Source organism: Mycobacterium sp. NGS67 (assembly GCF_059812185.1).
The window spans coordinates 171,775-193,267 of the sequence record NZ_JCALCF010000006.1 but is presented as its reverse complement, the minus strand read 5'-3'; the positions used below and the strand labels follow the sequence as shown (position 1 = coordinate 193,267).

Sequence of the window (21,493 nt, the reverse complement as noted above, 5' to 3'; positions counted from 1 at the left end):
CGCTGCCGAGCGTGCACACATGTACGGCGACACGCCGTCAAGCTTGTACATTTGCGCACCTTCGCGCCTACGAAGGGAACAGCTAGTGCCGCGGCGGAGCGACCTCAACCATGTGCTGGTGATCGGCTCCGGCCCGATCGTCATCGGACAGGCTGCCGAATTCGACTACTCCGGCACCCAGGCCTGCCGGGTGCTGCGCGCCGAGGGGTTGCAGGTCAGCCTGATCAACTCCAATCCGGCGACCATCATGACCGATCCCGAGTACGCCGACTTCACCTACATCGAGCCCATCACCCCGGCGTTCGTCGAGAAGGTGATCGCCCAGCAAGCCGAGCGGGGCAACAAGATCGACGCCCTGCTGGCCACCCTGGGCGGCCAGACCGCGCTCAACACCGCGGTCGCGCTGTTCGAAAACGGCGCCCTGGAACGGTACGGGGTCGAACTCATCGGCGCCGACATCGACGCCATCCAGCGCGGTGAGGACAGGCAGCGGTTCAAGGACATCGTCACCAAGGTCGGCGGTGAATCCGCGCGCAGCCGAGTGTGTTTCACCATGGAGGAAGTCCGGGACACGGTCGAGGAGCTGGGTCTGCCGGTGGTGGTGCGCCCCAGTTTCACCATGGGCGGATTGGGTTCGGGCATGGCCAGTTCCATCGACGAGGTCGACCGGATGGCCGGCGCCGGGCTGGCCGCCAGCCCCAGCGCCAACGTGCTGATCGAGGAATCGATCTACGGGTGGAAGGAATTCGAGCTCGAGTTGATGCGCGACGGCCACGACAACGTGGTGGTGGTGTGCTCGATCGAGAACGTCGACCCGATGGGTGTGCACACCGGCGACTCGGTCACCGTGGCGCCCGCGATGACGCTCACCGACCGGGAGTACCAGCGCATGCGCGACCTGGGCATCGCGATCCTGCGCGAGGTCGGCGTGGACACCGGCGGCTGCAACATCCAGTTCGCCGTCAACCCCAGCGACGGCCGGCTCATCGTCATCGAGATGAACCCGCGCGTATCACGTTCCAGCGCATTGGCTTCCAAGGCCACCGGCTTCCCGATCGCCAAGATCGCCGCGAAACTGGCCATCGGCTACACCCTCGACGAGATCGTCAACGACATCACCAAGGAGACGCCGGCCTGCTTCGAACCCACCCTGGACTACGTGGTGGTCAAGGCGCCGCGGTTCGCGTTCGAGAAGTTCCCCGGCGCCGACGCCACGCTGACCACCACGATGAAGTCCGTCGGTGAGGCAATGTCGTTGGGCCGCAACTTCGTCGAGGCGCTCGGCAAAGTGATGCGGTCGCTGGAAACCACCCGCGCCGGGTTCTGGACCAAGCCCGATCCGCCGGACTCGTCCCTCGACCAGGTGCTGACCCGGCTGCAGAGCCCTACCGAAGGTCGGCTCTACGACATCGAATTGGCGCTGCGGCTGGGCGGTTCGGTGGAGCAGGTGGCCCGGGCCAGCGGTGTGGACCCGTGGTTCGTGGCGCAGATCGACGAACTGGTGGCGCTGCGCGCCGAACTGGTCGACGCCCCCGTGCTCGACGCCGACTTGCTGCGGCACGCCAAGCACTGTGGCCTCTCCGACCGCCAGATCGCGGCGCTGCGACCGGAGCTGGCCGGCGAGAACGGGGTGCGCTCGCTGCGCGGGCGACTGGGTATCCACCCGGTGTACAAGACCGTGGACACCTGCGCGGCCGAGTTCGAGGCCAAGACGCCCTACCACTACAGCAGCTACGAACTCGACCCGGCCGCCGAGACCGAGGTCGCCCCGCAGACCGAGAAGCCCAAGGTGCTGATCCTCGGTTCGGGTCCCAACCGGATCGGACAGGGCATCGAGTTCGACTACAGCTGCGTGCACGCGGCAACCACGTTGAGCCAAGCCGGTTTTGAGACGGTGATGGTCAACTGCAACCCGGAAACGGTGTCCACCGACTACGACACCGCCGACCGGCTGTACTTCGAGCCGCTGACGTTCGAGGACGTCCTGGAGGTGTTCCACGCCGAGGAGCAGTCCGGCGCCGGGGGTGCCGGGGTGGCCGGCGTGATCGTCCAACTCGGCGGCCAGACCCCGCTGGGTCTGGCGCAGCGCCTCGCCGACGCCGGGGTTCCGGTCGTCGGCACCCCGCCGGAGGCCATCGACCTCGCCGAGGACCGTGGCGCCTTCGGCGACCTGCTCAACGCCGCGGGTCTGCCCGCACCGAAGTACGGCACCGCCACCACCTTCGACCAGGCCCGCCGGATCGCCGCGGACATCGGTTACCCGGTGCTGGTGCGGCCCTCCTACGTGCTGGGCGGCCGCGGCATGGAGATCGTCTACGACGAAGAAACACTCAAGGGCTACATCACCCGCGCCACCGAGCTCTCACCCGAGCATCCGGTGCTCGTCGACCGCTTCCTCGAGGACGCGGTGGAGATCGACGTCGACGCGCTGTGCGACGGCAGCGAGGTGTACATCGGCGGGATCATGGAGCACATCGAGGAGGCCGGCATCCACTCCGGGGACTCCGCGTGCGCGTTGCCGCCGGTCACGTTGGGCCGCAGCGACATCGAGAAGGTCCGCAAGGCCACCGAAGCGATCGCCCACGGCATCGGCGTGGTCGGCCTGCTCAACGTGCAGTACGCGCTCAAGGACGACATCCTCTACGTGTTGGAGGCCAACCCGCGGGCGAGCCGCACCGTTCCCTTCGTCTCCAAGGCCACCGCGATTCCGCTGGCCAAGGCGTGTGCGCGAGTCATGCTGGGCGCCAACATTCCTCAGCTCCGCAAGGAGGGATTGCTGGCCGAGTCCGGCGACGGCGCCAGCGCAGACCCCTACGCCCCGATCGCGGTCAAGGAAGCGGTGCTGCCGTTCCACCGGTTCCGCCGCGCCGACGGTGCCGCCATCGACTCGTTGCTCGGCCCGGAGATGAAGTCGACCGGTGAGGTCATGGGCATCGACCGCGATTTCGGCACCGCCTTCGCCAAGAGCCAGACCGCCGCCTACGGCTCACTGCCCGCCCAGGGCACCGTGTTCGTGTCGGTCGCCAACCGGGACAAACGGTCGCTGGTGTTCCCGGTAAAGCGCCTGGCCGACCTGGGTTTTCATGTCCTGGCCACCGAGGGCACGGCGGAGATGTTGCGCCGCAACGGAATTCCGTGCGACGAAGTCCGCAAACACTTCGAGGCGCCCCAGGACGGCCGTCCGGCGATCTCGGCCATCGACGCGATCCGCGCCGGTGAGGTCGACATGGTGATCAACACGCCGTTCGGCAACTCCGGCCCGCGCATCGACGGCTACGAGATCCGCTCGGCAGCGGTGGCGGTCAACATCCCTTGCATCACAACGGTTCAGGGCGCCTCGGCTGCCGTGCAGGGCATCGAGGCCGGCATCCGCGGTGACATCGGCGTGCTGTCCCTGCAGGAGCTGCATCGCGACCTCAGCACGCGCAACGGCCGGCATGACTAGTTTCGGGGCTCGGCTGGTCGAGGCGAAGGCACAGCGCGGCCCGCTGTGTCTGGGCATCGACGCCCATCCCGACCTGTTGCGGGCCTGGGAGCTGCCGGTCACGGCCGACGGGCTGGCCGCGTTCTGTGACATCTGCGTGGCCGCCTTCGCCGATTTCGCCGTGGTGAAGCCGCAGGTGGCGTTTTTCGAGACGTACGGGTCGGCGGGCTTCGCGGTGCTCGAACGCACCATCGCCGCGCTGCGGGCCGACGGGGTGCTGGTGCTGGCCGACGCCAAACGCGGCGATATCGGGTCGACGATGGCCGCCTACGCCGCGGCCTGGGCCGGCGACTCACCGCTTGCCGCCGATGCGGTCACGGTCTCGCCGTATCTCGGCTTCGGCTCGCTGCGTCCGCTGCTGGAGGTGGCGGCCGCGCACCACCGCGGGGTGTTCGTGCTGGCGGCCACCTCCAACCCCGAAGGGGCGACGGTGCAGCGCGCCGACGTCGGCGGGCGCACGCTGGCGCAGATGATCGTGGACCACGTGGCCGCGTGCAATCAGGGCGGCACCGGATCGGTCGGGGTGGTGGTCGGTGCCACCGCCCTGGAAGCGCCCGATCTGAGCGCCGTGAACGGTCCGGTACTGGTGCCCGGGGTCGGCGCCCAGGGCGGACGTCCCGAGGCCCTGGCCGGCCTGGGCGGGGCGGCGTCGCAGTTTCTGCTACCGGCGGTGTCCCGGGAGGTGCTGCGGGCGGGACCCAGCGTCGCCAAGGTGCGTGCGGCCGCCGAACGCATGCGCGACACCGTCGCGTACCTGGCTCAGGTGTGACGACACGCGCGGACACGCCACACCAATCCGTGATCCGTGGCACTGCAAACCGTGGCCACGCTCCGACGGTGAGCGCCGCGGCACCATCACCCTGCCGGGACAACCGGGGTGCTAGGCTGAAACCGCTGGTGGGGGCGATTTACCCGAGCGTCCATGGGCGAAGGCCGTCGTGCCGGCCGCAGCCGGTCAAGCAACTCCGGTTACTGCCACGGCGACCTTGGCTCGTCGTCACACGCTGGGCGTTTGCCCCCGAAACCGGGGGGTCGGGTTAGATTTCGTCGGGAACCGTGAGTACGGTCGTCTGCGCTGGCTGAACTACCCGGCCGACACAAACAGATATCCATGAGAGACGGAGGAATCGTGGCCCTTCCCCAGTTGACCGACGAGCAGCGCGCGGCAGCGTTGGAGAAGGCTGCTGCCGCACGTCGAGCACGAGCAGAACTCAAGGATCGGCTCAAGCGCGGTGGCACCAACCTCACCCAGGTGCTCAAGGACGCCGAGACCGACGAAGTCCTGGGCAAGATGAAGGTGTCTGCGCTGCTGGAGGCGTTGCCGAAGGTGGGCAAGGTCAAGGCGCAGGAGATCATGACCGAGCTGGAGATCGCGCCGACCCGCCGCCTGCGTGGGCTCGGCGACCGTCAGCGCAAGGCGCTGCTGGAAAAGTTCGGCTCCTAGTCGGCCGGCCGCCGACGATGCGGGCCAGCTGGCCTGAGCAGGAGGCGGGCGATCCAACCCGGCGACCGACCCGGGAGCGCAGATGAGCGTGGGCGGGGGACCGGACACAGGCCGCGTGGTCGTGCTGTCCGGTCCCTCCGCCGTCGGCAAGTCGACGGTGGTTCGGTGTCTGCGCGAGCGGATCCCGGACCTGCACTTCAGTGTCTCCGCCACGACGCGAGCACCGCGGCCCGGGGAGGTCGACGGCGTCGACTATCACTTCGTCAGCCCGGCCGGGTTCCAGCGCCTGATCGACCAGGGGGAGCTGCTGGAATGGGCGGACATTCACGGGGGACTGCACCGGTCGGGCACCCTGGCCGCGCCGGTGCGCGAGGCCACCGCGGCCGGGTTTCCGGTGCTCGTCGAGGTCGACCTGGCCGGTGCCCGGGCCGTCAAGAAAGCCATGCCGGAGGCACTCACGGTGTTCCTGGCCCCCCCGAGCTGGGAGGATCTGGAGGCCAGGCTGGTAGGCCGGGGCACCGAGACTCCCGATGTGATCCGGCGCCGGCTGGACACCGCGCGCGTCGAGTTGGCAGCCCAGGGCGACTTCGACGTCGTGGTGGTGAACGGTCGATTAGAGTCTGCGTGCGCCGAATTGGTATCCTTGCTGGTTAGCAACCCATCCAGTTCTTGACTACTTGACCTTTTGAAGACCTTTTGAAGCTGCCCATGAGCAGCTTCGTGCAGCCAGGAGATTTTCTACGTGACCATTCCGCAGTCCGAGGCGTCGTTGTCCGCCGTCCCCGATCAGTTCGATCCGGCGGCCGGTGGGGCCGGTGCCTACGACACCCCGCTGGGCATCACCAACCCACCCATCGACGAGTTGCTGGACCGCGTCTCGAGCAAGTACGCGCTGGTGATCTACGCCGCCAAGCGGGCGCGACAGATCAACGACTACTACAACCAACTCGGCGAGGGCATCCTCGAGTACGTCGGCCCGCTGGTCGAGCCCGGTCTGCAGGAGAAGCCGTTGTCGATCGCTATGCGTGAGATCCACGCCGACCTGCTCGAACACACCGAGGGCGAGTAACAGGGGTCCGGCGCGCCATGGAGGGACAGCGCACTGAGCGCAGCTCCAAAAGGGTAATCGTCGGGGTCTCCGGCGGTATCGCCGCCTACAAGGCCTGCACGGTTGTCCGTCAGCTCGCCGAAGGCGGCCACGACGTCCGCGTCATCCCCACCGAATCCGCGCTGCGCTTTGTCGGTGCCGCCACCTTCGAAGCTCTTTCCGGTGAGCCGGTGCGCACCGGCGTCTTCGACGACGTCTCCGAAGTCCCGCATGTGCGACTCGGCCAGCAGGCCGACCTGGTGGTGGTCGCGCCGGCCACCGCTGACCTGCTGGCCCGTGCCGTGGCCGGGCGGGCCGACGACCTGCTGACCGCAACCCTGCTCACGGCGCGGTGCCCGGTGCTGTTCGCGCCGGCGATGCACACCGAGATGTGGTTGCACCCGGCCACCGTCGACAACGTGGCCACGCTGCGCCGCCGCGGCGCGATCGTCCTGGAACCGGCGTCGGGCCGTCTGACCGGCTCCGACAGCGGCGCCGGCCGGCTGCCTGAGGCCGAGGAGATCACCACCCTGGCTCGCCTGCTGCTGGAACGCCACGATGCCCTGCCGTACGACTTGGCGGGATGCAAAGTGCTGGTGACCGCCGGCGGCACCCGCGAGGCGATCGACCCGGTGCGTTTCATCGGCAACCGCAGCTCCGGCAAGCAGGGCTACGCCGTGGCGCGGGTGGCCGCCCAGCGCGGGGCGGAGGTCACGCTGATCGCCGGGCACACCGCCGGGCTGGTCGACCCGGCCGGCGTCAACGTGGTGCACGTCAGCTCGGCAGCGCAACTCGGCGAGGCGGTGTCCAAGCACGCCCCGGAGGCGAACGTGCTGGTGATGGCGGCGGCGGTGGCCGACTTCCGGCCGACCGAGGTGGCGACCGCCAAGATCAAAAAGAACGTGGACACCCAAGTCGGCCCCCCGCCGATCGAGCTGGTGCGTAACGACGACGTGTTGGCCGGGACGGTGCAGGCGCGCTCGCACGGCCAGCTGCCCAACATGCGCGCCATCGTCGGGTTCGCCGCCGAGACCGGCGACGCCAACGGCGACGTGCTGTTCCACGCCCGCGCCAAGTTGCAGCGCAAAGGCTGCGACCTGTTGGTCGTCAACGCCGTCGGCGAGGGCAAGGCGTTTGAGGTGGACAGCAACGACGGCTGGCTGCTGACGGCCGACGGAACCGAGTCGGCTTTGCAGCACGGGTCCAAAACCCTGATGGCGAGCCGTATTGTGGACGCGATTGTCACGTTCCTGAACAGGGAGACATCGCAGTAACGTGTCGGGCGCCAGCAGCATCGGGGGCCCATCCGAATTTGCCAAAAACCCGGCGTAGCCGGTTGAGTAAGAGCCAAGATAATAATTCGCCTAACTAACCTTTGGGCGGGCGCGACTGGAAGGACACAGGGTGAGCGAGAAGGGCCGGCTATTCACCAGCGAATCGGTGACCGAGGGGCATCCGGACAAGATCTGTGATGCGATCAGTGACTCGGTCCTCGATGCGCTACTCGCGCAGGACCCCCGCTCCCGTGTCGCGGTCGAAACCCTGGTGACCACCGGCCAGGTTCACGTGGTGGGTGAGGTGACGACCTCGGCGAAGGAGGCGTTCGCCGACATCGCCAACACCGTCCGCAGCCGCATCCTCGACATCGGTTACGACTCGTCGGACAAGGGGTTCGACGGCGAGACGTGCGGGGTGAACATCGGCATCGGGGCGCAGTCACCGGACATTGCCCAAGGCGTCGACACCGCGCACGAGGCCCGCGTGGAGGGCGCGGCGGACCCGTTGGACCTGCAGGGCGCCGGTGACCAGGGCCTGATGTTCGGGTACGCGATCAACGACACCCCGGAACTGATGCCGCTGCCCATCGCGCTGGCCCACCGGCTGTCGCGGCGGCTGACCGAGGTCCGCAAGAACGGGACGCTGGCCTACCTGCGTCCGGACGGCAAAACCCAGGTCACCATCGCCTACGAGGACCATGTGCCGGTGCGGCTGGACACCGTCGTGATCTCCACGCAGCACGCCGACGGGATCGACCTGGAGAAGCAGCTGGACCCCGACATCCGCCAGCACGTGCTGACCAGCGTGCTGAGGGAACTGGACCACCCGACCCTGGACTCCTCGGACACGCGGGTGCTGGTCAACCCGACCGGCAAGTTCGTCCTGGGCGGCCCGATGGGCGACGCGGGCCTGACCGGGCGCAAGATCATCGTCGACACCTACGGCGGCTGGGCCCGGCACGGCGGTGGCGCCTTCTCCGGCAAGGACCCGTCCAAGGTGGACCGCTCGGCCGCGTATGCGATGCGCTGGGTGGCCAAGAACGTGGTGGCCGCCGGATTGGCGGAGCGGGTCGAGGTGCAGGTGGCCTACGCCATCGGCAAAGCAGCGCCGGTCGGGCTGTTCATCGAGACGTTCGGCACCGAGGCCGTCGACCCGGTCAAGATCGAGAAGATCATCCCCGAGGTGTTCGACCTGCGTCCGGGTGCGATCATCCGCGACCTGAACCTGCTGCGGCCGATCTACGCCCAGACCGCGGCATACGGGCACTTCGGCCGCACCGACGTCGAGTTGCCCTGGGAGCAGCTGGACAAGGTCGACGACCTCAAGCGCGCCATCTAGCCGCCTCCTACCGCGAGCAGACGCGAAAGCCCCCATTTCGTGCCGAAATGAGGGGCTTTTGCGTCTGCTCGCGCAGGCTAAGCGGGCGGTAGCGGGTGGTCGGGATCCAGCCCGGCCAGCCCGTCGATACTGCGCTGGTTGCGGCCGATGACCTTCGAGTACGCCTCGGTCGGCTGCTTGCCGTGCAAGTCGTCCAGGACGGGCCGTTCGTCGACGAGTTCGTAGTAGGGCACCGAGAACCCGCAGGCGTCGGCGATGCGTTCCACGTCGACGACGATGGCCGACCGGATCCCCGGGCGGTGCCCGAAATGTGTTCTGATACGGGCGAATTCGTCGTCGTCGGGACGCAGCACCCGGCCGCTGCCGAACAGCCGCAGGATCCGGGAGTTGCGGGTGAACGAGCAGAACATGACGGTGATGCGGCCGTTGTCCCGCAGGTGCGCAATGGTTTCCACGCCGCTGCCGAACAGGTCGAGGTAGCCCACGGTGTGGTCGTCGAGTACCGCGAACGTGTCGGCATAGCCCTTGGGCGACAGGTTGATCCGACCGCCCTGCGACGGGGCGGTCGCGACGAAGAACATGGCCTGTTCCGCTATGAACTCACGCAGCGACGCATCGAGGTGCGAGAACTCCTTCGCCATCCGCTGAGCGTAACGCGATGAACCCCAGCACGATCAGCAGCAGGCCGCAGCGCGGCACGCCGGATGTCTCCTTGGTAGAACCCGACCACGCGGGGGTCCATCACCCGACGCCACAGCGGCGGGAACACCGCCAGCACCAGCATCGCTGCGTAGCCGGTCGGCAGCTGCGGGGCCTCCTGCGCGTGGCGTAGCGCCTGATAGCCGCGCAGCGGGTTGGCGTGATGATCCGAATGTCGCTGCAGATGGAACAGCAGCACGTTGGAGACGATCGAGTTGCTGTTCCAGCTGTGCGACGCCCGCACCCGTTCGTAGCGGCCGCTGGGCAATTTCTGTCGTCGCAGTCCGTAATGCTCCACGTAGTTGACCGCCTCGAGCAGGCTGAAGCCGACGACGGCCTGCCCGACCAGCCACGGCAGCACGACGGGCCGGAACCACACCGCCAGCACGGCGAACAGCAGGATGCTGAGCAGCCAGGCGCTGACGGCATGGTTGTGCAGCGTCCAGGCCGACTTGCTCGACTTGGCCAACCTTCGCGACTCCAGCTGCCAGGCAGACCGCAGACTGCCGACAACCGAACGTGCCAGGAAGGCGTAGAGACTCTCGCCGAGGCGCGCGCTGGCAGGGTCCTCGGGTGTCGCCACCCGAACATGGTGTCCGCGGTTGTGCTCGACGAAGAAGTGGCCGTAGCACGTCTGCGCAAGCGCGATCTTGGAAAGCCGACGCTCGAAGTCCTCCCGGGTGTGACCCAGGTTGTGCGCAGCGTTGATCGCGAGCCCGCCGATCAGACCGACCGTCATCATCAGCCCCACCTTGTCGGCGAAACCCATCACCACCCAGCCGCCGCCGGCCCAGAGCCAGCACGCGAGGATCAACATCCCGTACTGGTGGGGCAGGTAGAGGTAGGTCGCCCAGCGATAGAACCGGTTGTTTTCCAGCGACGCGAGAACACTGTCCGGCGGATTGTCCGAGTCGGATCCCACCAGACGGTCGAGAATTGGAACCACCCCGAAGGCCAGCACCGAACCGGTCCACCAGAACGCTGCCACTCCGGTCGTCAGCACCAGCAGCCAGGACGCGAGGACCAGCACGGGGACGCCCGCTCCGAGCATCCACAGGTACCTTTTCGGATCGGTCCACGTGCCGGGGGAGCCTTCGAATTCACCGGGTTGTAACTCTGCCTTGAGGCGTACCAACACCTTCATACTAGCGGGAGTACCATACTTTGAGTATGCTTAAACCGGTAATTAGCTGATACTCAGTTGGCTTCTAGGAGAGCTAAGAGATGAGCAGCGCACCGCGCCGAAGCGCATTCACGCGCCGTCGGTTCCTGGGAGCCGCGGCCGGTATTGCCGTCGGGGCGCTGGGCGCCGGGGTCGTCGAACTCGGAACACGCCGCGAGGAGCCGGCGGCGAGTCCCCGTCCCCATTACCAGGCCCTCGTGATCGGCAGCGGTTACGGCGGCGGGGTGACGGCGCTACGTCTCGGTGAAGCCGGCGTCACCACCCTGATCCTGGAGAAAGGTCGCCACTGGGACGCCGCCGACGCCGACGGCAAGCGTTTCTCCCGGATGCTGCCCGCCGACAACCGGGCGGGATGGTTCACGTCGGTCCCGCCCAGCCTGGTGCCGTCGTTTCGCGGTGTCTCGATGGAACAGGTGGCCAGGAACGCGCCGTCCGCACAGCCCGTTCAGGCCGGGATCTGCGACAAGGTGGTGCACGGGGCGCACAGCGTGTTCCGCGGCATCGGCGTCGGCGGTGGCTCGATGATCAATGCCGCAATCGCGGCGATCCCCACCCCGGACCAGTTGCGTGCGGCTTTCCCCGACATCGATCCCGCCGTCTTCCTGGGAACCTACATCGAACGCGCGAAGACCATGCTGCGCATCAGTTATCGCGACCCGGAGTGGTTCGAGCACACGCCCTGGTTCCAGTACGCGCGAGTCGGCCGGCAATACGCCGCTTCGGCGGGCTACAAAGTCGATTACAACGGCAGCGCCTACTCGTTCGACTATATGAGACGCGAAGAGGCAGGCCAGGTTCCGCGTTCGTCGCTGGATTTCGAGCAGCAGTACGGCAACAACTACGGCCGGTTCGGCAGCGTCGATCAGACCTACATCGCAGCCGCGCTGGCCACCGGCAAGGTCACCCTGCGCCCGCTCACCGAGGTCACTGGGATCCGGCGCGAGCGCTCCGGTGAGTACGTCGTCTCGACCCGTGAGATAGACCGCTTCGGCAAGGAGGTACGTCGGGACGAAATCGGCTGCGACGAACTGCATCTCAATGCCGGGGTGCTGGGGACCACCGAGCTGTTGCTGCGGGCCAGGGAGACCGGGGCGCTGCCGGACCTCAGCGAGGAGATCGGCCGCGGCTACGGCAACAACGGCGACATCATGGTCGCGCACAACCTGGCGTCCGCAGACCCCGCCGGCACCCAGCAATCGCTGATGGGCATGATCAACCTCGACGGCCGAAACGATCCGGTGAATCCGGTGTACGCCAGCATGTTCTCGCTTCCGCTACCGGTCGAGACGTTTGCGTTGGGCTACTACGCGATGGTGCGCACCGGCGACCGTGCCGACATCCGCTACGACCGGGCAACCGATGCGATCCGCATCGACTGGCCCGAGGGCTACACCGAAAACCTGCGCAGCAGAGCCAAACTGGTGTTCGACAAAGTGACCCACGCCAACGGGGTCGACTACCGGGATGACCTGTTCGAAGGGAAAGCCCTCGCCCCCAACACCGTTCACCCGATGGGCGGGGTGGTGCGGGGCAAAGCCACCGACACCTACGGCCGGGTGAACGGTTATCCCAAGTTGTATGTCAACGACGCGTCGCTGCTGCCCGGCTATCTGGGCTGCAACCCGTTCATGACCATCACCGCACTGGCCGAACGCAACATCGAAGGGATCCTGCAGGGCCGAAAGTAGGTCAGGCCGTGAACTCGTAGTCGTCCAGATCGAAACGCCTACTCCGCCAATACGCTTCGACGGTGGTCGTGGGCCGCAACGGCACGTCGCCGTTCTTGTCGAAGTAGTAGCTGTTGGCCAGTCGGCAACTGTCCTGCCAGAAGACTTGCCGGTAGCGCCGGCGCATCATCTCGGCGAAATACCGGTCGTTGGCTTCCGGGGTCACCGCCACCCGCGTCGCGCCGTCGCGCTGCGCGCGTTTCAGGCACCGCAGGATGTGGTGGGTCTGGGTCTCGATCAACGCGAAGTACGACGATCCGACGTAGCCGTACGGGCCGAACACGGCGAAGAAGTTGGGGAACCCCGGAATGCTGACGCCTTCGTAGGCCTGCGTGCGGTGCTCGTCCCAGAACCGGCTCAGGGACTGACCGCCGGCGCCGGTGACCGCGAAGGTCAACACGTCGTCGGTGTCGAGCACCTTGAAGCCGGTGGCCAGGATCAGCACGTCGATTTCGTGGCTGGTGCCGTCGGCCGTGACCACCGCGGACGGGGTGATCTTGCTGATCGGATCGGTGACCAGGCGCACGTTGTCGCGGTTGAAGGTGGCCAGATAGGTGTTGTGAAATCCGGGGCGCTTGCAACCGACCGCGTAGCCCGGGGTCAGTTGGTCCCGCACCACCGTGTCGCGGACCTGCTGGCGCAGATAACTTCGTCCCGCCGCGGCCATCCACCGGGCCATCGGGAAGACCTTGAAATAGTGCGCGGCGATGGGGAAGGTGGCTTCGACGTAGGCCTGACTCAACGCCCGCTGCACCACCTTGCCGCCGGGAACCCGCATCGCCCACTTGACCGGCGCGGGCAGCGGCACGTCGAGCTTCGGGAAGCACCAGATGGGGGTGCGCTGAAACACGGTGAGCTGGCTGACGATCGGTGCGATCTCGGGGATGATCTGCACGGCCGAGGCGCCGGTGCCGATGATGGCGACGCGCTTGCCGGTCAAGTCCTGCGTGTGGTCCCAGCGCGCGGTGTGCATGGTGATGCTGTCGAAGGAGTCCACGCCGTCGATGTCGGGCAGCTTGGGCACCGTCAGCACGCCGCTGGCCCCGATGACGAACCGGGCGGTGATCTCACCGCCCGGATCCGTCTGCAGCCGCCACAGGTCCCGCTCGTCGTCGAACTCCGCGGAGATCACCTTGGTGTTGAACCGGATTCGGGACCTGATGCCGTACTTGTCGGCGCAGTGGTCGGCGTAGGCCTTGAGTTCCCGGCCGGGCGCATAGGTGCGTGACCAGTCCGGACTCTGCTCGAACGAGAACTGGTAGGAGAACGACGGAATGTCCACCGCGATACCGGGATAGGTGTTCCAGTACCAGGTGCCGCCGACCCCGTCGGCGGCTTCGACGATCAGATAGTCCGACAGTCCCGCCTCGTCGAGCTTGATGGCCGCGCCGATGCCGGAGAAACCGGCGCCGACGATGACGGTGTGGTAGTCGGGTGCGCCAACCATGGCGAAATTTCCTCCGATGACGGGTTCTCGGCTTTCCGGTTCAGCCTACGGCCCGCGAAACCGCGCCTATCCGTGCGCGCCCGGAAAGCGGCTATCGAAGCCGGTCAGGAATACAGCGCCTGCTTCAGCGCCGCCACCCCACGACTGGTCGCCTCGGCCGCGGCGGGCACCACCGGGGCGAAGCTGGCGTAGCCGTGCACCATGGACGGTTCGTTGCACAACTCGACCGCGACCCCGGCGGCGGCGAGTAGTTCCGCGTAGCGGGCTCCGTCGTCGCGCAGCGGGTCATGCTGGGCGGTGCCGATGAAAGCCGGTGGCAGGCCGGACAATTCGCCGTTTCCGGGGGCCAGTTCGGGCGGCAGCGCGGTGTGATCGGCGAGGTCGAGATGCGGGACGTACCAGCTCAGGAACGCATCCATGACTTCGCTGTCCAGGATCGGGTCGTCGGCGTACTCGATGAACGACGGCAGCGTCCGGTCACCGATGCACGACGGGTACCACAACAGCTGGTAGACCAGCGTCGGGCCGCCTCGATGGGCGTTGTCGCGGGCGCGCTGGGCCATCACCGCCGAGATGTTGCCGCCGGCGGAGTCGCCGGCCACCGCGATCCGGTTCGGGTCGCCGCCCAGCTCAGGGGCATTCTCGGCCACCCAGCGCAGCGCCGCCCAGGAGTCGTCGATCGCGGCGGGAAACGGATGCTCGGGAGCCAGCCGGTAGTCCACCGACACCACGATGGCCTCCGCGCCGACGGCGTGGGCGCGCGCGACGTGGTCGTGGGTGTCCAGATCGCCCAGTGCCCAGCCACCGCCGTGGTAGAACACGACCACCGGCAGGTCGCGCCGGGCTGCGGTGGGCGGCCGGTAGATCCGAACCGGGATATCGGTCAGCTCGCCGTAACCGATCGTGCGTTCCTCGATCCGAAGCTGAGGCAGCAGCTCCGGGGGGACCTTCAGCGCCGCCATCTGCGCGCGGGCAACCTGCACCCCGTCGGCCGCGCGGAACGTCATCGGGATGGCGTCGAGCAGCATCTTCAGCATCGGGTCGACAGGTTGCGTCGGCGGCTCGGTCATACCTTGACGGTACAAACTCCCGGGCTATCCGTGCAGCGCTGCGCACAGTGCGGTCAACCCGCGGTCCATCGCGGCGGTGGCGGCGGGCACCACGCCGGCGTAGCCGAGATAGCCGTGCACCATCGTCTCGGCGTTGTGTACCTCGACCCCGACGCCGGCGTCGGCCAGCAGCTCGCCGTAGCGGATGCCGTCGTCGCGCAGCGGGTCGTGGCCGGCGACGGCGATGTAGGCGTCCGGCAGGCCGGACAGGTTCTGCGCCCGGCCCGGAGCCATGCCCGACGGCGGGTTGGACATGTCGACATCGCCTGCATACCAACGGGAGAAGTCCGAAATCGCCTTCGTATCCAGGATCTGCGCTTCGGCATTCTCGGTGAACGACGGCAGCGAGTTGTCCCACATCGTGGACGGGTACCACAGCAGTTGAAACGCGATCGGTGGTCCACCCTCGTCGCGGGCCCGTTGGGCAACGGCGGCCGCGATGGTGCCGCCCGCCGAATCGCCGGCGAGTGCGACTCGACCGGTGTCGGCGCCCAGTTCCGCGCCGTGTTCGACGACCCATCGTGTTGCGGCCCAAGCGTCCTCGATGGCTGCGGGGTAGGGATGCTCGGGTGCCAACCGGTAGGCGACGGACACCACCATCGCGCCCGCGCCGACGGCATGCTGGCGTGCCGTGCCGTCGTGCGTGTCCAGGTCGCCCATCACGAAGCCGCCGCCGTGGAAGAACAGCACCACTGGAGCGTTCTCGGAATTATCTGGCGGCCAATAGATCCGGATGTCTATGGGGCCGCCGGGTCCGTCGATCGTCCGGTCCTCGACGCGCAGTTCGGGGTGCAGCGCCCGGCGGGGCAGGTCACGCAGCCGCTGTCGCACCGCGTCGATTCCGTCCTCGGTTGATAGCCGAAAGGGAACGGCATCCAGTACCTTCAGCAGGATGGAGTCCACACCGGGTTTCGCGTCGGCGGCGTTGTCCAAGTTGGGCATGGATGTACCGTACGCAGCCCGTCTGGTGCTCGGCGGCTGGGTGGCGGCGGGGTGGGCCGGTATCGCCTACGGCATCTACCTGACGGTGATCGCGCTGCGACTGGCGCCCGGTAGCGAACTGACCGGACACTGGACGTTCCAGCCGGCGTTCAAAGCATCGATGGCCGTGTTGTTGGCCGTCGCGGCGCTCGGGCATCCGGTGGTCCGCGAGCGGCGCTGGCTGGTGCCCGCCCTGGTGTTCTCCGCCGCTGGTGACTGGCTGTTGTCGATCCCCTGGTGGGGGCTTTCGTTCGTGCTGGGCCTGGGCTCATTCCTGTTGGCGCACATATGCTTTCTGGGCGCGCTGTGGCCGCACGTCGCACCGACGCGGGCGCGCATGGCGGCCGCCGCGGTGATGGTGCTGGCATCGGTGTCGATGCTGATCTGGTTCTGGCCGCATCTGGACGAGGGCACGCAGAACCTGACCATCCCGGTCGCGGTCTACATCACCGTGCTGACCGCGATGGTGTGCACGGCATTGTTGGCGCGCCTGCCCACCATCTGGACGGCGGTAGGGGCGGTGTGCTTCGCGGCGTCGGATTCGATGATCGCGATCGGCCGGTTCATTCTGGGCAACGAGGCCCTGGCGGTGCCGATCTGGTGGTCCTATGCGGCCGCGGAGATCCTGATCACGGCCGGTTTCTTCTTCGGTCGCGACGACCTGGCGGACGCCCCGGTTACCGACGCGCCCGTCGAGAACTGATCAACAACCTCGGCGAGAGATATCTTGGCCAGCAACGCATCTCGCAGTTCTGCGCCTGCCGAGGTGGAGCCGATCGCGCGGGTGCTGCCGATGCTGACGGTGCCACACCTGGATCGCGATTTCGACTATCTGGTGTCACCCGAGCAGTCCGACGACGCGCAGCCGGGCGTGCGGGTGCGGGTGCGATTCCACGGCCGCCTGGTCGACGGGTTCGTCCTGGAACGCCGCAACGACACCGATCACCAGGGCAGACTCGGCTGGATCGATCGCGTCGTATCGCCCGAACCGGTGCTGACGCCCGAGGTCCGGCGGCTGGTCGAAGCGGTCGCCGCGCGCTACGCCGGCACCCGGCCTGACGTGCTGCGACTGGCGATACCGGCCCGGCACGCCAGGGTGGAGAAAGAGGGCGCCGGAACCCCGTCACGGCCGGTGGTCGCGCCGGTCGACGCGTCGGGTTGGGACGTCTATGGCCGCGGCGGCCAGTTCCTGGCCGCGCTGGCCGAGTCCCGCGCCGCCCGCGCGGTGTGGCAGGTGCTGCCGGGGGAGTCGTGGGCCGACCGGTTTGCCGAGGCGGCGGCCCAGACGGTCGCAGCCGGCCGCAGCGTCCTGGCGATCGTGCCTGATCAACGCGATTTGGATGCGCTGTGGCAGGCGGTCATCGCCCGTGTCGAGGAGAACAGCGTGGTGGCGTTGTCGGCCGGGCTGGGACCCGCCGCGCGTTACCGCAGGTGGCTGGCGGCACTGCGAGGCGCCGCGCGGGTAGTGCTCGGCACCCGCAGCGCGGTGTTCGCACCGACGGCCGACCTGGGTCTGGTCATGGTGTGGGCCGACTCCGACGACAGCCTGGCCGAGCCGCGGGCGCCCTATCCGCACGCCCGGGAAGTGGCGATGCTGCGCGCCCATCAGGCCCGCTGCGCGGCGTTGATCGGTGGTTACTCCCGGACCGCCGAAGCGCATGCACTGGTGCGCAGTGGCTGGGCACACGACATCGTCGCGTCCCGGCCGGTGGTGCGGGCCCGCACACCGCGCGTGGTTGCCCTCGACGACAGCGGCTTCCTCGACGAACGCGACCCGGCGGCGCGCACCGCGCGGCTGCCGTCCATCGCGCTGCGCGCCGCCCGGTCGTCACTGGCCGCCGGAGCGCCCGTGCTGGTTCAGGTGCCCCGCCGGGGGTATGTGCCGTCACTGGCGTGTGGACGCTGCCGGGCGATCGCCCGCTGCCGGCACTGCACGGGCCCGTTATCGCTGCTGGAACGGGGTGCGGGCACCACCTGCCGATGGTGCGCCCGGGTCGACCTGGCGCCGCGGTGCGCGCGGTGCGGATCGGACGCGGTGCGGGCGGTGGTCGTCGGGGCCCGCCGCACCGCCGAGGAACTCGGGCGGGCGTTTCCGGGTACGGCGGTCATCACGTCGGCGGGGGAGGCCATCGTGGCGGAGGTGCCCGCCCAACCAGCGCTGGTCGTCGCCACTCCCGGTGCCGAACCGCGCGCACCGGGCGGTTACGGGGCCGCACTGCTGCTGGATACCTGGGCGCTGCTCGGCCGTCAGGACCTGCGCGCGGCCGAGGAGGCAATGTGGCGATGGATGAGCGCCGCCGCGCTGGTGCGCGCCCGGTCGATGGGCGGCCTGGTGACCGTGGTCGCCGAATCCTCCCTTCCGACAGTGCAATCGCTGATCCGCTGGGATCCGGTTGGGCACGCCGACGCCGAATTCGCGGCCCGCAACGAAGTAGGGCTGCCGCCCTGTGTGCACATCGCCGCACTGGACGGCAGTGCCGACGGGGTGGCCGCTCTGCTCGCCGAGGCGAGACTGCCCGGCTACGCGGAAGTGCTGGGACCGGTGGACCTACCGGCAGGCGTGCGTCGCCCGGCGGGGACTGCCGCCGGCGCGCCCGTCACGCGGATGTTGGTGCGCGTTCCGCGTGAGCACGGACTCGCGCTGGCGGCGGCGCTGCGCGGTGCGCTCGGTGTGCTCAGCGCCCGCCAGACCCACGACCCCGTCCGCGTGCAGATCGATCCCCTGCACATCGGATAGCCTTGCGCGAAAATGTGTACATAGGAAACAATGAATGCCTACGCTGGTAGGAAGTTGCGACGCTTTCTTTGCCGTAGTCGAGTGTGGGGAAGGGGATTCGGTGACTTCGGAAAACTCGACAGTGGTCGATGAATCGCTGGACATGATCACCGATTCGCTGCTGACCGCCTCCCGTTTGCTCGTGGCGATCTCGGCACGTTCCATCGCGCAGGTCGACGAGACCATCACCATTGCGCAGTTCCGCACGCTGGTGATCCTGTCCCACCGCGGCCCGGTGAACCTGGCCACGCTGGCCACGCTGTTGGGCGTGCAGCCCTCGGCAACCGGCCGGATGGTGGACCGCCTGGTCGGTGCCGGGATGATCGATCGCCTGCCGCATCCGACCTCGCGCCGGGAGTTGCTCGCCGCGCTGACCAAACGTGGTCGGGACGTCGTTCGCCAGGTGACCGCGTACCGGCGCAAGGAGATCGCGCGCATCGTCGAGCAGATGCCGCCCGCGGAACGGCACGGCCTGGTCCGTGCGCTGACGGCCTTCACCGCTGCCGGCGGCGAACCCGACGCCCACATCGACATCGAAGGCATCTAGCGCGGCGGTCGGGTCGGCCCTTTCTAGACTGACCCGGTGCGCCTCGTCTTCGCCGGCACCCCCGAACCCGCGCTGCCCTCGTTGCGTCGGCTCATCGACTCACCCCAGCACGACGTGGTCGCCGTGCTGACCCGCCCGGATGCGGCCTCCGGGCGACGGGGCAGGCCCGAGCCGTCGCCGGTCGCCCGTGAGGCGCTCGATCGGGGCATTCCGGTGCTGCGACCCTCGCAACCCAACTCCGCCGAGTTCGTCGCCGAACTGTCGGAGCTGGCGCCGCAATGCTGCGCCGTGGTGGCGTACGGGGCACTGCTGAAAGACGGGCTGCTGGCGGTGCCGTCGCGCGGCTGGGTCAACCTGCACTTCTCGCTGCTGCCGGCCTGGCGGGGTGCCGCCCCGGTACAGGCGGCGATCGCCGCCGGGGACACCATCACCGGGGCCACCACGTTCCAGATCGAGCCGAGTCTGGACTCCGGACCGGTGTACGGCGTCGTCACCGAAACCATCCGCCCGACCGACACCGCCGGCGATCTGCTTGCGCGACTTGCGGTTTCGGGGGCGGCGCTGCTGTCGGCGACCCTGGACGGTATCGCCGACGGGTCGCTGACGCCGCAACCGCAGCCGGCCGACGGGGTCAGCCTGGCGCCGAAGATCAGCGTAGAACAAGCCCGGGTCCGCTGGGATCTGCCGGCGCCGGTGATCGAACGGCGCATCCGCGCGGTGACGCCACATCCCGGTGCCTGGACCCTGATCGGCGACCTGCGGGTGAAACTCGGTCCGGTGCAGCTCGACCCGGCGACAGCCCCGAAGTTGCTGCAGCCCGGGAAGATTCACGTCGACCGCAAGGCCGTCTGGATCGGGACGGCATCGGAACCGGTGCGGCTGAACCAGATTCAGCCGCCGGGCAAGAAACCGATGGATGCGGCGGCGTGGGCGCGTGGCGCGCGGCTCGACGACACGGTCACGGCCTCATGAGCCCGGCCCAGGACAAACCGCACCGGAAGCGACCGGACCGCAATCCCCAACGGCCGCAACCGTCTTCGCGCCGGCCGCCCAGACCCCGGCGCAAACCCCTGGACCCGGCGCGACAAGCCGCTTTCGACGCGCTGCGGGCGGTCAGCGAACGCAACGCCTACGCGAACCTGGTGTTGCCCGCCCTGTTACGCGAACGCGGTATCACCGGCCGCGACGCCGCCTTCGCCACCGAACTGACCTACGGCACCTGCCGGACCCGGGGACTGCTCGACGCCGTCATCGCCGCCGCCGCCGGCCGGCCCCCCGACACGATCAACTCGGTGCTGCTGGAATTGCTCCGATTGGGCAGCTATCAACTGCTGCGCACCCGGGTCGACGCGCACGCCGCGGTATCCACCACCGTCGAACAAGCCGGAATCGAATTCGACTCGGCGCGAGCAGGTTTCGTCAACGCGGTGCTACGTAAGATCGCTGACCGCGACGAGAAGTCCTGGGTCGACGAACTGGCCCCGCGCAACGACCCGGTGGGCCGGGCCGCGTTCGTGCACGCGCACCCGCGCTGGATCGCCCAGGCCTTCACCGACGCGCTGGGCGCCGACGCCGGTGAACTCGAGGCGGTACTGGCCGCCGACGACGAACGTCCGCTGGTCCATCTGGCCGCCCGCCCCGGGGTGCTGACCGCCGACGAACTCGCCGCACAGGTCAACGGCACGGTCGGCCGGTTTTCGCCGTACGCGGTGTATCTGCCGGGCGGGGACCCCGCGGCGCTGCCGTCGGTCCGCGACGGTCAGGCCCTGGTTCAGGACGAGGGCAGCCAGTTGGTGGCGCGGGCGCTGACCCTGGCGCCGGTCGACGACGACGCCGGCCGCTGGCTGGATCTGTGCGCCGGACCCGGTGGCAAGACCGCACTGCTGGCCGCACTGGGCGCGCAGACGGGGGTCACGGTGACGGCGGTGGAGCCCGCCCCGCACCGGGCGGACCTGGTGGCGGAGAACACCCACGGGTTGCCGGTGGAGGTGGTGCGGGCCGACGGGCGCGAATCCGGCCTGCAACCGGGCTTCGACCGGGTGCTGGTCGACGTGCCCTGCACCGGACTCGGCGCCTTGCGCCGACGGCCGGAGGCCCGCTGGCGGCGACAGCCGTCCGACGTTCCGGCGCTGGCCCGGCTGCAACGGGAGCTGCTGGCCGCCGCGATCGCGCTGACCCGGCGCGGTGGCGTGGTGCTGTATGCCACCTGCTCCCCGCACCTGGCCGAGACGGTCGGCGTGGTCGCCGACGCGCTGCGCCGCCACCCGGTGCAAGCCATGGATACCCGAGCGTTGTTCGAGCCCGTCGAGTTGGGCGAGGGGCCCTACGTGCAGCTGTGGCCACACCGACACGGCACCGACGCGATGTTCGCGGCTGCTCTGCGCCGCCAGTAA

18 protein-coding genes are annotated in these 21,493 nt (G+C 68.5%); 13 read left to right on the top strand and 5 right to left on the bottom strand.

Features of this window, described 5'->3' with window-relative positions:
* The first annotated feature begins 85 nt into the window (after positions 1–85).
* The 7 genes from carB (at position 86) to metK (ending at position 8,631) form a co-directional block, all read left to right on the top strand.
* Positions 86–3,445, top strand: a complete 3,360-nt coding sequence (gene carB, locus AC5Y4D_RS07645; RefSeq protein WP_500036884.1) for a carbamoyl-phosphate synthase large subunit — start codon at positions 86–88, stop codon at positions 3,443–3,445.
* Positions 3,438–4,253 (top strand): orotidine-5'-phosphate decarboxylase, encoded by an 816-nt coding sequence (pyrF, locus tag AC5Y4D_RS07640; RefSeq protein WP_500036883.1) that lies wholly within the window; start codon positions 3,438–3,440, stop codon positions 4,251–4,253. Before carB ends, pyrF begins: the two co-directional genes overlap by 8 nt.
* A 360-nt stretch (positions 4,254–4,613) precedes the next feature.
* Positions 4,614–4,928 carry an integration host factor, actinobacterial type gene (mihF, locus tag AC5Y4D_RS07635; protein ID WP_007171927.1) on the top strand — a complete coding sequence of 105 codons (315 nt, stop codon included), beginning with the start codon at positions 4,614–4,616 and terminating at the stop codon, positions 4,926–4,928.
* An 82-nt stretch (positions 4,929–5,010) separates the two neighbouring features.
* Complete coding sequence (gene gmk, locus AC5Y4D_RS07630) at positions 5,011–5,601, top strand: guanylate kinase (RefSeq protein WP_499944499.1); 591 nt, start codon at positions 5,011–5,013, stop codon at positions 5,599–5,601.
* Positions 5,602–5,670: 69 nt separating this feature from the next.
* Positions 5,671–5,997 (top strand): DNA-directed RNA polymerase subunit omega, encoded by a 327-nt coding sequence (gene rpoZ, locus AC5Y4D_RS07625; RefSeq protein ID WP_499944500.1) that lies wholly within the window; start codon positions 5,671–5,673, stop codon positions 5,995–5,997.
* Between the two features lie 17 nt (positions 5,998–6,014).
* Positions 6,015–7,289 carry a bifunctional phosphopantothenoylcysteine decarboxylase/phosphopantothenate--cysteine ligase CoaBC gene (gene coaBC, locus AC5Y4D_RS07620; protein WP_500036882.1) on the top strand — a complete coding sequence of 425 codons (1,275 nt, stop codon included), beginning with the start codon at positions 6,015–6,017 and terminating at the stop codon, positions 7,287–7,289.
* Between the two features lie 130 nt (positions 7,290–7,419).
* Entirely contained in the window at positions 7,420–8,631 is a 1,212-nt protein-coding gene (gene metK / locus AC5Y4D_RS07615) for a methionine adenosyltransferase (protein WP_499944502.1), read from the top strand.
* Between the two features lie 77 nt (positions 8,632–8,708).
* Here the strand turns inward: metK and AC5Y4D_RS07610 are convergent, their stop codons facing one another.
* Positions 8,709–9,272: a pyridoxamine 5'-phosphate oxidase family protein gene (locus tag AC5Y4D_RS07610; protein WP_500036881.1), complete on the bottom strand. Its 564-nt coding sequence runs from the start codon at positions 9,270–9,272 to the stop codon at positions 8,709–8,711.
* Entirely contained in the window at positions 9,224–10,381 is a 1,158-nt protein-coding gene (locus tag AC5Y4D_RS07605; protein WP_500036911.1) for an alkane 1-monooxygenase, read from the bottom strand. Before AC5Y4D_RS07605 ends, AC5Y4D_RS07610 begins: the two co-directional genes overlap by 49 nt.
* Before the next feature lie 173 nt (positions 10,382–10,554).
* Here AC5Y4D_RS07605 and AC5Y4D_RS07600 point away from each other — a divergent pair, with 173 nt between their 5' ends.
* A complete protein-coding gene (locus tag AC5Y4D_RS07600) occupies positions 10,555–12,201 on the top strand; it encodes a GMC oxidoreductase (RefSeq protein ID WP_500036880.1) in 1,647 nt (548 codons plus the stop codon).
* Position 12,202: 1 nt separating this feature from the next.
* Here AC5Y4D_RS07600 and AC5Y4D_RS07595 read toward each other — a convergent pair whose 3' ends face one another.
* The 3 genes from AC5Y4D_RS07595 to lipI all read right to left on the bottom strand — a co-directional run bounded on the left by AC5Y4D_RS07595 (position 12,203) and on the right by lipI (position 15,738).
* Entirely contained in the window at positions 12,203–13,687 is a 1,485-nt protein-coding gene (locus tag AC5Y4D_RS07595; protein ID WP_500036879.1) for a flavin-containing monooxygenase, read from the bottom strand.
* 104 nt (positions 13,688–13,791) lie between these two features.
* Positions 13,792–14,757 carry an alpha/beta hydrolase gene (locus tag AC5Y4D_RS07590; protein ID WP_499944506.1) on the bottom strand — a complete coding sequence of 322 codons (966 nt, stop codon included), beginning with the start codon at positions 14,755–14,757 and terminating at the stop codon, positions 13,792–13,794.
* A 24-nt stretch (positions 14,758–14,781) separates the two neighbouring features.
* The gene (gene lipI, locus AC5Y4D_RS07585; RefSeq protein ID WP_499944507.1) at positions 14,782–15,738 is read right to left on the bottom strand and encodes an esterase LipI; all 957 of its coding nucleotides are present in this window, start codon (positions 15,736–15,738) and stop codon (positions 14,782–14,784) included.
* On the opposite strand from lipI, the gene AC5Y4D_RS07580 reads away from it, so the two are divergent.
* From AC5Y4D_RS07580 to AC5Y4D_RS07560, 5 genes are all read left to right on the top strand, one after another.
* Positions 15,737–16,480: a lysoplasmalogenase gene (locus AC5Y4D_RS07580; RefSeq protein ID WP_499944599.1), complete on the top strand. Its 744-nt coding sequence runs from the start codon at positions 15,737–15,739 to the stop codon at positions 16,478–16,480. The two genes, lipI and AC5Y4D_RS07580, sit on opposite strands and share 2 nt — an antisense overlap.
* Before the next feature lie 90 nt (positions 16,481–16,570).
* The gene (locus AC5Y4D_RS07575) at positions 16,571–18,514 is read left to right on the top strand and encodes a primosomal protein N' (RefSeq protein ID WP_499944600.1); all 1,944 of its coding nucleotides are present in this window, start codon (positions 16,571–16,573) and stop codon (positions 18,512–18,514) included.
* Between the two features lie 142 nt (positions 18,515–18,656).
* A complete protein-coding gene (locus AC5Y4D_RS07570; protein WP_499944601.1) occupies positions 18,657–19,100 on the top strand; it encodes a MarR family winged helix-turn-helix transcriptional regulator in 444 nt (147 codons plus the stop codon).
* A 36-nt stretch (positions 19,101–19,136) separates the two neighbouring features.
* Entirely contained in the window at positions 19,137–20,072 is a 936-nt protein-coding gene (gene fmt / locus AC5Y4D_RS07565; RefSeq protein WP_499944508.1) for a methionyl-tRNA formyltransferase, read from the top strand.
* Positions 20,069–21,493 carry an RsmB/NOP family class I SAM-dependent RNA methyltransferase gene (locus tag AC5Y4D_RS07560; protein ID WP_499944509.1) on the top strand — a complete coding sequence of 475 codons (1,425 nt, stop codon included), beginning with the start codon at positions 20,069–20,071 and terminating at the stop codon, positions 21,491–21,493. The genes fmt and AC5Y4D_RS07560 overlap by 4 nt, the downstream gene beginning before the upstream one ends.